9 protein-coding genes are annotated in these 12,925 nt (G+C 72.0%); 5 read left to right on the top strand and 4 right to left on the bottom strand.

Annotated elements, in window-relative coordinates:
* Positions 1-15 precede the first annotated feature (15 nt).
* Positions 16-1,227, top strand: coding sequence for a glycosyltransferase (locus IEZ25_RS22435; RefSeq protein WP_191201331.1), 1,212 nt, complete (start codon positions 16-18; stop codon positions 1,225-1,227).
* Between the two features lie 2 nt (positions 1,228-1,229).
* Here the strand turns inward: IEZ25_RS22435 and IEZ25_RS20465 are convergent, their stop codons facing one another.
* From IEZ25_RS20465 to IEZ25_RS20455, 3 genes are read right to left on the bottom strand one after another with little or no spacing between them, the layout of a single operon-like run.
* Positions 1,230-2,297: a glycosyltransferase gene (locus tag IEZ25_RS20465; RefSeq protein WP_191201330.1), complete on the bottom strand. Its 1,068-nt coding sequence runs from the start codon at positions 2,295-2,297 to the stop codon at positions 1,230-1,232.
* On the bottom strand, positions 2,294-4,132 hold the full coding sequence (locus IEZ25_RS22430) for a glycosyltransferase family 2 protein (protein WP_191201329.1): 1,839 nt from the start codon (positions 4,130-4,132) through the stop codon (positions 2,294-2,296). The genes IEZ25_RS20465 and IEZ25_RS22430 overlap by 4 nt, the downstream gene beginning before the upstream one ends.
* A gap of 22 nt (positions 4,133-4,154) precedes the next feature.
* Positions 4,155-5,135, bottom strand: a complete 981-nt coding sequence (locus IEZ25_RS20455) for a MauE/DoxX family redox-associated membrane protein (protein ID WP_191201328.1) — start codon at positions 5,133-5,135, stop codon at positions 4,155-4,157.
* Positions 5,136-5,175: 40 nt separating this feature from the next.
* Between IEZ25_RS20455 and IEZ25_RS20450 the strand changes: the two genes are divergently transcribed.
* The 4 genes from IEZ25_RS20450 (at position 5,176) to IEZ25_RS20435 (ending at position 12,189) form a co-directional block, all read left to right on the top strand.
* Positions 5,176-6,252, top strand: coding sequence for an acyltransferase family protein (locus IEZ25_RS20450; protein WP_191201327.1), 1,077 nt, complete (start codon positions 5,176-5,178; stop codon positions 6,250-6,252).
* A gap of 124 nt (positions 6,253-6,376) precedes the next feature.
* Positions 6,377-7,414, top strand: a complete 1,038-nt coding sequence (locus IEZ25_RS20445) for a glycine-rich domain-containing protein (protein ID WP_191201326.1) — start codon at positions 6,377-6,379, stop codon at positions 7,412-7,414.
* Between the two features lie 106 nt (positions 7,415-7,520).
* Positions 7,521-8,879 (top strand): MFS transporter, encoded by a 1,359-nt coding sequence (locus IEZ25_RS20440; RefSeq protein ID WP_191201325.1) that lies wholly within the window; start codon positions 7,521-7,523, stop codon positions 8,877-8,879.
* A gap of 136 nt (positions 8,880-9,015) precedes the next feature.
* Entirely contained in the window at positions 9,016-12,189 is a 3,174-nt protein-coding gene (locus tag IEZ25_RS20435; RefSeq protein WP_318152373.1) for a reprolysin-like metallopeptidase, read from the top strand.
* A gap of 57 nt (positions 12,190-12,246) precedes the next feature.
* Here IEZ25_RS20435 and IEZ25_RS20430 read toward each other — a convergent pair whose 3' ends face one another.
* The gene (locus tag IEZ25_RS20430; RefSeq protein WP_191201323.1) at positions 12,247-12,918 is read right to left on the bottom strand and encodes a hypothetical protein; all 672 of its coding nucleotides are present in this window, start codon (positions 12,916-12,918) and stop codon (positions 12,247-12,249) included.
* Positions 12,919-12,925 lie beyond the last annotated feature (7 nt).

Genomic DNA, 12,925 nt, shown 5'->3' with positions numbered 1-12,925 from the left:
GCGAGGATGCCGAACGTGACTCGACCGCGCGTGGTGCTGATCAGCATGTACGTCGGTCACAAGGGCGTCCCGCACGCCGGCGGCCGATACCTGCTGGAGCTGCAGCGGCTGCTCGAGCGCGAGACGGACCTGACGATGCTCACCGTCGGCAACCGGCTCAACCACGAGTCGGCCACCAAGCCAGGTGTGCCGCGACGCCTCCTGCTCCTCGGCCACGAGACCGGCCTGGGTGTCGTCGGCAAGGCGCAGAACCGGCTCGCGGCGATCGTGGAGACCCGCTGGCGACACCGCCGCGACCCCGGGATGCCGTTCATCCCCTTCGTCGTCGGCCTGCTCCGCTCGTCGGAGGCCCGGGCAGCGGTGCGTGAGGCCGACGTCATCGACCTCCAGTACTCCGAGTCGATCCGATTGGTCCGCCTGCTGCGCCGGCTCAATCCGACCGCGCGGATCACCGGCACCTTCCACGACGTGATGAGCCAGTCGTTCTCCCGCGAGCCGCAGGACTCCCCCGGAGAGCGTCGCTACTGGCAGGGGGTGGCCCAGCGCTCGCGCGGCCACGAGAAGGCGATGGTCGCCCGGCTCGACGAGGTGCTGGTGTTCAGCGACAAGGACGCCGAGCTGCTCGGCGACCCGCCACACACGGTCGTACATCCGCCCCTCTCGGCAGGTGACGAGCCGCCGCACCCACCCGCCGCCGAGCCGGTCGTGCTCGTCGTGTCCTACCTCGCCCGCGACGAGAACAACAAGGCCGCGCTCTGGGCCATCGACCACGTCTGGCCGCTCGTCCGCGAGCAGCGGCCCGACGCCGTGCTCCGCTTCGTCGGCGGGGGCGTGAGCGACCAGCTGCGCGAGCGCGTCGCCGCGCTTCCGGACGGCAGCGGGGTGGTGCTCGCCGGCTTCGTCGACGACCTCGGTGCGGAGTACGACGCCGCAGCCGCCGCGCTGGTGCCGGTGCTCCAGGGCGCGGGCGTGAAGTTCAAGACGGTCGAGGCGCTCTGCCACGGCGTGCCGGTCGTGACGACCACCGTGGGCGCCGAGGGCATCGAGGGGGACGACCTCTACGCCGGCCTGGCCGATGATCCGATGGCGCTCGCGTCGGCGCTGGTCGCGGTCCTGGCGGACACGCAGCGCGCGCAGGAGCGGTCGGACCGCGTGCAGGACTGGGCCCAGGAGGCCTACGGCCGGGCGCGCTTCGAGGAGACGATCCGCGGCACCTGGCAGGTCTGAGGTCAGATGATCCCGCGCTCGGTCATCACGCCAGCGAGCTCGGTCCACATGTGCCGTGCGTTGAACCGGGCCTCGACGCTCTTCCGGGCCGCAGCGCCCAGCCGCTCGCGCTGCTCCGCGTCGCTGCGCAGCTCCGCGAGCAGCGCTCGCCACCCCTCCACGTCACCCTCGCCGACCAGGCGGGAGTCGACCGTGTCGATGAAGTAGTCCCGCATCGCCCGCGTGCCCGTCACCGCCACGCACGCGCCGGAGGATGCCGACTCCAGCGCCACGCTCGATCCCGTCGGGTAGGCCAGGTCGCGGGTCGGTACGACGACCACCTGAGCACGCTGCAGCAGTGCGCGGTACTCCGTCAGCGGCACGACGCCGTGGAGGCGGACGTTGTCGGGAACATCGAGGTCGGTGAGGTTCTCGGGCTTGCAGACCACGTCCAGGACGAGATCGGTCCCGCGCACGGCGGCGAAGAGGGTGCGGTAGTCGCGGCCGCGGTCCTGTCCGACGGCCAGCAGCTCGATGTCGCGCGGACCGTCGCCAGGGACGTAGTAGTCGTGGCTCACGCCGTACGTCACCGGGAAGAGCCGGTCCTCGCTGATGCCGAGGTCGGTGAAGACCTCGGTCTCGTGGCGCGACAGGTGAGTGATGAGGTCGGCGCCGTCGAAGCGGCGCTTGAGCCGCTGCCGGTGGTCGGGGTCCGCCGAGCGGAGGTCGTCGGCGAGCCAGCACGACCACACCACGAGGGGGGTCGAGCGGTAGGGCGGGACCCGGCGCTGCCGCAGGGTCGACGCCGCTGCGCCCTGCCGCTCGAGCAGGGCGAGCACCACGTCGCTACGCCGGACGTCACCGGCGCCACGGAGGGTCTGCTCGACGGGGAAGCCCGCGCGGTGCTCGACGACGTCGCGCAGCCGGCTCCACCGCGGGTCGACGGCGCGCCGCGATCCGGTGAGGGTCCAGCCGAGCTCGTCGGCCAGTGCGTTGACGCCGTACGGCAGCGGCGCAGGCACCTCGCCGCGCGTGTAGCGCTCGCCCCACGCATCGGGATCGTGCTCGGAGAGGATCAGTGCGCGCGTCATCTCCGACCTCGGATCATCGACATCTCGGTGCGGGCCACCTCGAGCGGGCGCAGGTCACGACCCGCCGCCCGCCGAGCGGCGTTGACCAGGAGGTTCGCGCCGGTGGCGAGGGTGAGTGCGGCCTGGAGCCCACGCCGCGACCCCCACTTGTCGGCGTAGAGCAGCTGGCCCTCGACGAGCCAGCGGCGCCGCGACTCCGACGGGGACGACCCGCCGCCGGCGTGGACCACGGTCGGCGAGCGGAGTGCGACGACGGACAGCCCGCGCTGGCGGAGCCGCCGCTGGAGGTCGACCTCCTCCGAGTTCATGAAGAAGCGCTCGTCGAACCCACCCACGGCCCGGAAGTCGGCCAGTGGGATCCACATCGCCGCGCCCACCACCCAGTCCACCTCCGCCTCGGCGCCGTGGGCGCGCACGTTGTGGCCGACCGCACGGTGCCACGCCGACGTGCCGCGGAAGCGCGCCAGCGGCGTCAGCCACGCAGCGACGTGGTGGCGCACGCGGGGGAAGTCGCGGCCCACCCACGCCTCGGTGCCGTGCTCGTCGATCATCCGCGGAGCCAGCACGGCGTGCGGGTGGGTGCGCGCCGCGGCGACCATGTCGGCGATGAAGGTCGGCTCGAGGGTGAGGTCGCTGTTGAGCACGAGCATCGCGTCGCCGGTGGCGGTCGCCGCGCCCGAGTTCACGTTGGCGCCGAACCCGCCGTTGGCCTCGCGGCGGACGACCTCGACACCGTCGACGCCGGGGAACGGCGCGGGCGAGCAGTCGTCGGCCACGACCACCTGCACCGGGTGGGTCTGCGCGGCGAGCTGCGCGAGGAGGGCGAGGGTCGGAGTGGGATCGCCGTAGTGGGGCACGACGACGCTGACGGAGTCGACGCCCGGCTGGTCGCGCACCCACGTGGAGTCGCCCACGCGGCGACCGGACGCGGCGGCGGACTCGACCGCCCACGCGATTGCCTTCGCTCGCCCCTTCCGCGGGAGCCGGGGGAGCAGCGCGTCGACGCGCGCACCGAGCGCGGCGGCGTCCTTACGGCTGTCGATTCGTGTCGAGGCCATCGCAACCGCTCGACCCCACGCGCCTGCCGGTGGCGGCGTGGCGGCGTGGATGCCCGGGTGTCGCTCGTCGAAGGCGACCGTCGAGGCACCGGACGTGAAGGCGCGCGCCGCACGGGTCGCGGTGTCCACCGCCGGCTCGCGGTGCTCGACCTCGAGTGCCGGATCGATCACGATCTCGACACCCGAACGGGCCAGGCGGAGGCCGAGCTCGGAGTCCTCGCGATAGCTCATCGTCGGGTCGAATCCGCCGGCGGCCACGTAGGCCGACCGCGGGACCGAGTTGCACGCCGCCCAGTGCTGCCAGCGCTCGTCGGCGGGGCGGGCGTAGGCCTGGGCGAGCAGGCGGGCGTTGGCCGGACGCCCGTACGCGGCGGCGTACGCGGTGTCGGCGAAGACGTCGCGCGTCATCGAGACGACGCCCAGGGGACGTGCGTCGGGCGGCCGAGCCCGGTGCCGGGCGAGGTGTCCGGCGAGGAAGCCCGGTGGGGGTGTCAGGTCGTCGTCGCAGCGCACGACGATCTCGCCGTCTGCTGAGTCGTAGCCCGCGGCGAGGGCGGCGGCGACTCCGGTGCCTCCGGCCCGCTCGACGATCCGCAGCGGCACGCGGTCGGCGTACGCCTCGATGACCGCGCGGCTGCCGTCGAGGTCGCCGTCGAGGACGAGGACGACCTCCCAGGGCTCGTCGAGCGACTGGGCAGCCAGTGCGTCGAGGAGGACCGGGAGCCGGCTCGCGCCACCGCGGGTGGGCACGACGACGGAGACGGCGAGGTCGGTCACCCGACGATCCTATGAGCGATCCTCAGCCGGGCGTGGCTGGTTGCTCCGCAACGGCATCGAGCACCTCGTCGAAGAACTCCGCGACGTGCCTCTCGCCAGCGACGGGTCCGCCGGCGAGGAAGCCGTCCGCGCCGAGCAGGATCGCCGCTGGCGTGCCGACAGAGAAGCCGCGGCGGACGTTGTCGTCGGGGTCCCACGACGACAGCGCGGGCGCGTGCTCGGTCGCGCCGGCGGCCGCTGCCTCGTCGGGGTAGACCGCCACGACTCCGACGGCGGGCGCGAGCCGGGCGGCGAGGTCGTCGAGCTTCTCGGCGGTGCGGACGCAGGGGCCGCACCCGGCCTTCAGCACCACGAGCAGCCGCGCCTGGGTGGAGGTGAGCTCCCAGAGGTTCGCGGACCGGCCGTCGGACAGGTGCAGGACGCCGTAGGGGATGCGGTCGCGCTCGTAGTCCTCGAGCACGTCGTCGGCCACCTCTGAGGCGCCACCGAGCACGAGTGTCGCGACCGCGGCGGCCGCAGCGGCAGCCACCAATGTCCACCAGCCCGCCGCATCGAGATCGGTCGCGGCCGAGGCGACCGACCCTCCGTCGAGGGCGAACCACACGACGACGGCTGCGAGCAGCGTCAGGAGCGCGTTGCGACCGAGCGTCGTCCGGTCGACGTCGTGGCGGCCGATGCTGCCGAAGCACGAGCAGGTCACCGGCTCGTCGAAGCCGAGAGCCCGGGCGATCAGAGCGGTGTAGGCGAGCATCAGGGCCAGTGCGACCACGGCGACCGGCACCAGCCACCTGCTCGGGGCGGCGAGGAGCAGCACGGCGAGGACGAGCTCGACCCACGGCAGGGCCGCGGCCGCGGTGTCCGCCGGCACCACCCCCGGCACCCGCAGCGCGTCGAACGCGTCGCGCGTGGCCTGGCGGTCGCGCAGCTTCGCGACGCCGCTCGTGGCGAGCACCGCGACGAGGGTCAGCACCACGACGAGTGCAGCGACCGGTGCCGACGACATGGCCTGCATCGTAGGCGTCCGTGCCCCATAGTGGTGCCCCGTGGAGTCCAGGAGCCCAGACGCGCGCGACCAGTCCGTCGACTGTGCGCGTGGCCTCGCGATCGTCGCGATCGTGCTGGGGCACGTGGAGCGGGGACTGGCCTCGGCCTCCCTCATGCCGTACGACACCGCGCTCACGATCGACCGGCTGCTCTACCTCTTCCACCTCGCGACGTTCGCCTACCTGTCCGGGCTCTTCGTCCGTCGCACCGTCGAGCGGGACGGCGCGCTGCCGACGCTGCGACGCCGCGCGACGCTCTTCGTCTGGCTCTACCTGCTGTGGACCGTCATCCAGGGCAGCGTGCGGATCGCCGCGTCGTCCGTCGCCAACACTCCTGTCACTGTCGGCGACATCGCGAAGGTCTGGATCCCCGAGGGCCAGCTCTGGTTCCTTCCGTGGCTGATCGCGGTGACGGCCGTGGCGGCACTGACGCAGCTGTGGCGCTCGCAGGCCCGCGCCGCTGTCGTCCTGGTGCTCGCGGGCGTGCTCGCGATGGCCGTCTGGGGCTTTGACCCTCTGTACGCCTTCACGCGGGGGTGGGCGTTGCTGTTCCCGTTCCTCGTGGGCTGCGTGGTGACCCAGCAGCGCCATGCCGCGATGGCCCGGCACCTCGGTGTGGTCGTCCCTGCCGCCGTGGTCGGAACGGTCGTGTGGCTCGGGATCGGACTGGCGACCGGTGCCGCCACCCCGACGACCGGCGGCGGGGGACGCACCCTGACCGCGGTCGCGCTCGGCATCCTGGGATGCGCCGCCGGAGTCATGGCCACCCTCGCCGTCGCCGCTCTGATCGCTCGTTCACCGCTGGCCGGAGTGGTGGCGCTGGTCGGACGGCGCTCGCTCGAGATCTTCCTGGCGCACATCGTGGTCGCCTCCGGCGCCCGCATCGTGCTCGAGCAGGCAGGGGTGAGCGACACCTGGGTGCACCTCGTGGCTGCGACGGCGCTGGGGGTCGTCGTACCGATCGTGATCGCGGTCGCTGCGGACCGGCTGCGGTGGTCGTGGGTGTTCGGGCTGCCGGCTCCGTTGGAACGGCTCGCCGGCCATGCCCAAGCGGCCTCGCGACGCCCTGGCGCCTGAGTCGCCGCAGCTGCCGGTCTAGACATAACCGGCTTGTTACCGTCCCGTAGATCCTCGCTTCGTAGGTTCTGCTCACCGGTCACCGTGGGGGTGTGCCGAGGCTAGCGGGGGAGCTACGAGGGGCATGTCCATCAACACGTCAGAGCAGGATGCCGGCCTACGGCCGTCGCGTCGCGCCATCGTCCGAAGCGGCGCGTGGACCGTGCCGGTCATCGCCATCGCCACAACTGCACCGGCCTATGCGGCCAGCTTCACCTTCACCCGAGGCACGGCCGACACCTACACAGTTCAGATCCCGGCCGGGTTCCGCGAGATCGCGTACGACCTCGCGGGCGCCGGTGGTGGCGGCAGCAGCTCCTACTCGGGCGGTGACGGCGGCCGCGTGACCGGCACGATCACCCTCACTTCGAACCCCAACGGTGTCGCACTCACGGTCATCGTCGGCGCTGGCGGCACGAACGGGCTCGGTACCGCCAACGGTGACGGCCGAGGAGGTAGCGGTTTCGGCGCCGGTGGGGACGGAGGTCGCGGCGATAGCATCGTCGGCGGAGGCGGTGGCGGAGGAAGCGCCATCCTCTTGAACGGTGTCCCGGTCATCGTTGCCGGCGGCGGTGGAGGCAAGGGCTCGACCAGCTCCACTGTCAACATCGTGTCGACTGGAAACGGCGGCAGTTCGCTCGCCGTGGCTCAAGCCGGCGGGAACGCCCAGACCAACGGCGGCGTCTCGGTGACAGCAGGTGGCGGAGGGGGAGCGGTGGGCAGTCCAGCAGGACCAACCACCGGAGGCCAGGCAGGCGGGGTGGGCAGCGGATCCGGAACCGGAACCGCTGGCACTGCCGGTGGCAATCTCGGATCCGGTGCCAACGGAGGCGGCGACGGTGGAACGGGCCGCCGAGTCCGGGAGGCCGGCTCGGGCGGTGGAGGCGGTGGATACGCCGGCGGAGGCTCTGGTGGCGTTCGCACGGCTGGCAGCAACAATGGTTTCAGCAACTATTCGGATGCAGGAGCTGCTGGCGGCGCCGGCTCGAGCTTTATCGGTGGCATCGCCGGCGTGGCTTCAGTGTCCGGCTCCGTCGGACCGGTCAGCGCCGGAAATGGCGGCATCGGCACGACGGCAGCTGCTCAGCGCGGCCGCGACGGGTCAGTCACACTCAAGTACTGAGTTTCGTCGTTCCCCTGGCGTCAGCAGGGGTGGCCAGTTGGGGTGTCGAGCGGTTCGACCCCGAGGCTGGGAACAATCCGGCGATCTTCGAGGTTGTCGCTGCTCGATGACCGCCGCAGGCACCACTCGCAGCCCTGCCGAGCCAGTCGACGACTCACGCCGGGTCTCGGTGCTGCTCGGGCTGCTGTTCGGCCTCGGCGGACTGGGCTCCTCCAGCGCGGCGGTGACGCTCGCGCTCATGTCCGAGGAGTTCGACATCAGCTCCGGGCTGGCGGCGTGGGCCATCAGCCTCTACGTCCTGATGCTCGCGGTGACGACCGCGCTCTACGGTCGGATCTCCGACCTCGTCGGCGTACGCGGGCCGCTCCTCGCGGGACTCGTGCTGATGTCCACCGGCGCGCTCATCGCCGCCGCTGCTCCGACGTTCGAGGTCCTGCTCGGCGCCCGCATGCTCCAGGGCGCCGGTGCCGCCGCGGTGCCCACGCTCGGGGTCGCGACGCTCTCGTCCAGGTACGCCGGTGAGATCCGCGGCCTGGCCTTCGGCCGCATGGCCGGCATCTCGGCCGCCCTCAGCTGCCTCGGCCCGCTGGCGGGCGGTCTGCTCGAGGCGGTGGCGGGATGGCGTGCAGTGATGGCGCTGCCCATCCTCGGCGCGCTCGTCGTGCCCTTCCTGTGGCGCGCGCTTCCGACCGGAGGCAGCGGGGCTCGTCTCGACGTCGTCGGCGCGGTCCTCGTCTGCCTCACCGCCGCCGGCCTGGTGCTGCTCGTGCAGTCGCCCTCGGCCGGGCTCGTCGTGGCTGCGATCGGTGCGGTCCTGCTGGTGGTCGGCGTGCCCGCGGTCCGCGTCACGGTTCGCCGGCGCCCGGACGGGTTCCTGCCCGTCGAGGTGATCCGCAACTCCACCGTCGTCCGAAGTGCGGTCTCCGCCTCGTCCGTGCCGGCCGCGTGGTTCGCTCTGCTCATCGCCACGCCGGCCGTCCTGCTGGCCGAGGGTTGGCGGGCCTGGCAGGTCGGGCTCGCCCTGGTCCCGAGTGCCCTCGTCGCACTCGTCGTCCCGCGCGTCACCGGTCCGCTCATGAGCAGGATCGGACCGGGCCGGGCGCTCGCGATCGCGTCGGTGGTCGCGTCGGGCGCGCTCCTGCTCGCCACCGCCGGCGCCGAGTGGTCCAGTGCCGTCCTGCTCGTCATCGGGATCGTCTTGGTCACCGTCGCCTTCGGGGTCGGCCAGCCGGCGCTCAGCGCCGTGGTCGGCGACGCGGTCCACGAAGACGTACGCGGTGTCGCCCTCGGCGTCTCGACCTTGCTGTTCCTCATCGGCGGCAGCGTCGGCTCGGCCGTGGTCGCCGGACTCGGCGGCGCGCTGGGCATGCCGGTGGCCCTGCTCGTGCTGGCAGCGATGCCCCTGATCGGCCTCCTGGTGCTCGCGCCGACCCTGCGGCCGGCGGTCGTCGATCCTGCGCAGTGACCGGACCGTCGAGGTCACCCCGGTGGCCCTGGTGGTTGTCGGCGGCGGACCCTAGGCTGCGTCGAACCGTCGACCGAGGGGAACCACGTTGTCCAGATCCGGAGCACGCAGACTCGCATCACTCGTAGCCGTCGTCGTGGGTCTGGGGGTGCTGCCTGCGTGGACCGGCGCCACGACCTCGGCCGCTCCCGACGACCGCACCTTCACCGCGATCCGCGGCTTCGAGGCGACCGGCCCCAAGGTCCGGGTCGAGCCGAAGGACTACTCCGCGAGCCGGGTCGACCTCGACTCGCTCCGCGCATCGCTGCCGAGCGGTGGCGGGTCCGCGGTGGTCGAGATCCCGGGACCGGACGGCACACTGCAGTCCTTCCGCGTCGAGCGGACCCAGACCATGGAGTCCGAGCTGGCCGCCGCGCATCCCGAGATCGGCACCTGGGCCGGGCGCGGCGTCGATGACGCGCGCGATTCCATCGCGCTCGACATCACCCCGATGGGCTTCCACGCGTTCGTGCGCACCCCGGGTGGTCGCAGCGACTGGTACGTCGATCCCGCCTACAACCAGCGCGGCACCACGGCGCACCTGAGCTATCGATCCGCGGACCTCCCCGCGCCAGAGAAGCGACGGGAGGAGGGCGAGGTGCAGGCGTTGCGCGAGACGGTCGTCGCAGCCGACGCGGACCGCTCGACCGCCCCCGGGCAGCCCGTCCAGCGACACTTCTACCGACTCGCCCTGACGTCGGATCCGTCGTACGCCGCCTACTTCGGCACCGACAACGTGCTGGCCGAGAAGGTGACCCTGATCAACCGGGTCAACCAGATCTACAACAACGACCTCGCCACCGAGCTGCGCCTGGTCAACGGCACCGAGAGGCTGAACCTGGACACCGAGGCCAAGGCCACCGGTGCCGACGGCCCGTGCGGCGTGGCGCCGTGCTTCGAGCCCTACGACGACAACGGCACCCCCGGCGACACCAGCGACGACGTCGACGGCGAGCTCGACTTCTGCGACGTGCCGACCCTCGGCAAGAACCGCACCGTCCTGGGGCAGCTCATCGGCGCCTCGAACTACGACGTGGGACACATCGCGCTCGGTGTGAACGGTGGCGGGATCGCCTACCTCGGTGTGATGGGTGGCGACTACAAGGGTGGCGGCTGCACCGGCCTTCCCCAGCCCAGGGGTGACTTCTTCGCCATCGACTACGTCGCGCACGAGATCGGCCACCAGTTCGGTGGCAACCACACCTTCAACGGTGCGCTCGGTTCGTGCGGGGGCAACATCTCCGCGGCGTCCGTGGAGCCCGGCTCGGGCTCGTCGGTGATGGCCTACGCCGGCATCTGCCGACAGGACGACCTGCAGCCGCACACCGACCCCTACTTCTCGTTCCGCACCATCGAGGAGGTGGACGCCACCCGCGCCGAGACCTACGACAACGTCGAGGTCCAGACGGTCTCGCTCACCGACGAGTTCGGCACCGGCGACACGCTCGAGCTCGGCTTCGGCGGTGACACGGTGCTGGTCCCGTTCGCCTCCTACACCACCGCCGGCCTCGAGACGGCCATCGCCGGCCTCACCGGTCTCGACGTCTCGGTCGCGCAGTGGGGCTACGACGAGTTCGGCTACGACGACACGGTGACGGCGCCCGACGAGCGTGGCTTCCAGGTCATCTTCAACGACGAGCCGTCGGTGAGCTTCGATCCTGACGTGTTCACGCCGGTGGACGTCCCTGAGCTCACCGTCGAGCCCGGTGGTGTCGCCGGCTTCGTGGGGGAGACCTCACGCGGCGGTCCGGCGCAGAACGACGGCGTGTCGGTGTCCCCGACCCCCGACGTCGCCGACAACGCAGCGCCCGTCGTGAAGGCCCCGGGCGACAAGACCATCCCGGTCCGTACGCCGTTCGCGCTCACCGCCACCGGCTCGGACCCCGATGGTGACGCCCTCGTCTACCTGTGGGAGCAGACCAACTTCGGGGGCAACCTCGTCGAGCGTCCCGGGCGTCCGCCGATCGGCCAGACCCGACTGGCGGACAACACCAAGACCTACGGGCCGCTGTTCCGGGTGTTCGGCGACGACGCTGTGGTCAGCAGCGAGGACACGCTCACGTCACCCTCGCCGGGGCAGAACATCGCGGACGGGAACCCCACCCGGATCTTCCCCGACATGACCCAGGTGCTGGCAGGCAACACGAACGCCGCCACGGGCACGTGCCCCACGCCCACGACGCCGCAGACCGAGAAGCTGCCCGCCGGGTTGCTCGACTGCTACTCGGAGTTCCTGCCCACGGCCGACTACCTCGGCAGCTTCGGACTGACCGACCGGGCCATGAACTTCCGGGTGACCGGGCGCGACCTGTTCCCCAACGGCGGCGGCGTGGCGCACGACGACGTGACCTTGACGGTCGACCCGTCCGCCGGGCCGTTCCTGGTGACCTCCCAGGCGACCGCCGGGGCGACGGTCCCGGGTGGTGCGTCGGTCCCAGTGACCTGGGCCGTCAACGGCACCCAGCGCCTGGCGTCGACCGTGAGGATCTCGCTGTCGACCGACGGTGGGGCGACCTTCGGCACCGTGCTGGCTACGGCCACGCCGAACGACGGGTCCGAGACGGTGACCCTGCCCAACATCACCGCGGGCGACGTCCGCATCAAGATCGAGGCGGTGGACAACTACTTCTTCGACGTCAACGACGCCTCGTTCAAGCTGGCCGCCAGCCCGGCTCCCGGCACGTCGATCAAGGCAGGCCCCGCCAAGGGGGCCGTCGTGCTGAAGAAGCGCCAGACGTTCAGCTTCACCTCGACCGTGAGCCCGGCCGTCTTCCAGTGCACGCTCGACGGCAAGGCGATCGACTGCGCCACGGGGTCCGTCACGGTCAAGGTCAAGCCCGGCACGCACGAGTTCAGCGTCGCCGCGGTCAACGCCGCCGGCATCGCCGACGCGACCCCGGCGACCCGGACCTTCACGCTGCCCCGCAAGAGCACGGCGCTGAAGCGCTCCGGTGGCTGGCAGCGGGTGAAGAACAAGAGGGCCTACGGCAACCGGTTCCTCACTTCGCGCGGCAAGGGTGCTGCGCTGTCGATGAAGGTGAAGAAGGCCAGGCGGGTGGGCCTGGTCGTGGCCACCTCACCGAAGGCCGGACGCGTCCACGTCTTCATCGGTAAGAAGAGGATCAAGACGGTGCAGCTGAAGGGCAAGAACCGCTTCAGCGTCATCAAGGTCGTCAAGCTGGGCAAGAAGGCCCGCACCGGCAAGCTGCGGATCGTCGCAGCAGACAGGAAGCCGGTCCGGATCGAGGGCGTCGCGGTCATCACCGACTGACCGTCCTTCCCGCACCCACTGACCCGCGTCAGCCGCCCTCATGGGCGGTGACGCCGGTCAGCGGGTGCGGGTGCGCTCGGCCAGCGCCACGGCTGCGCGTTGCACGACGGGCTGCTCCTCGGGGTTCCGAGCGACCTCGTGCGGGACCGCACCCCCCAGCAGCGCGACCGGGGTGGTCAGCCAGATCCAGGCTCGCCAGGCGTCCATGCGCGAGGCGAGCAGCGGCTCGAGGACGGCCAGCAGCTCCTCGCGCACGTCGCCGGCGGCGTCGAGCTGGAAGATCGGCACGAGCGTGGCCCCGTCGTTCTGCACGAGCAGCACCGCGCGCCGGTCGGCGGCCTTGTGCAGCGCGAACCTGGCGGCGTTCTCCGAGACACCGCGCAGTGCGGCGACACCGGCGTAGTCGAGCCAGCCGCCGTCGAGCAGATCGCTGCGCACCCGTGCGTCGCGCCGCAGCCGGACCAGCGCGATCGGCACGCCGTGGGCGGGGTCGTCGCCCGTCGCGCGCAGCTGCCGGTCGAGCTCGACCAGCCGATCGGCGTCCAGTGGCTCGAGCGTCCCGGGCTCGCGCCATCGCACTGCGCCGTGCGCACGGTCGTACGTCGGGAGCCCTGCTCCGGCCAGCTGGTCGGCGAGACCGAGCCCCTCGAGCCACGTCGCCAGCCGCTCGCCCAGCTCGTCGGGCCCGCCGTCGGCGGGCTCGACACGAGCAGGAGAGCAGGGCGCCACAGGGCCA

Source organism: Nocardioides hwasunensis, from assembly GCF_014779665.1.
Lineage (GTDB): Bacteria > Actinomycetota > Actinomycetes > Propionibacteriales > Nocardioidaceae > Nocardioides > Nocardioides hwasunensis.
Note: the sequence above shows the minus strand (reverse complement) of the source record. Positions and strands in the feature narration are given on the sequence as shown.

Coding starts and splice junctions, on each gene's coding strand:
- IEZ25_RS20445 (WP_191201326.1), top strand. CDS start 6,377: ATGTCCATCAACACGTCAGAGCAGGATGCCGGCCTACGGCCGTCGCGT.
- IEZ25_RS20455 (WP_191201328.1), bottom strand. CDS start 5,135: ATGTCGTCGGCACCGGTCGCTGCACTCGTCGTGGTGCTGACCCTCGTC.
- IEZ25_RS20465 (WP_191201330.1), bottom strand. CDS start 2,297: ATGACGCGCGCACTGATCCTCTCCGAGCACGATCCCGATGCGTGGGGC.
- IEZ25_RS20440 (WP_191201325.1), top strand. CDS start 7,521: ATGACCGCCGCAGGCACCACTCGCAGCCCTGCCGAGCCAGTCGACGAC.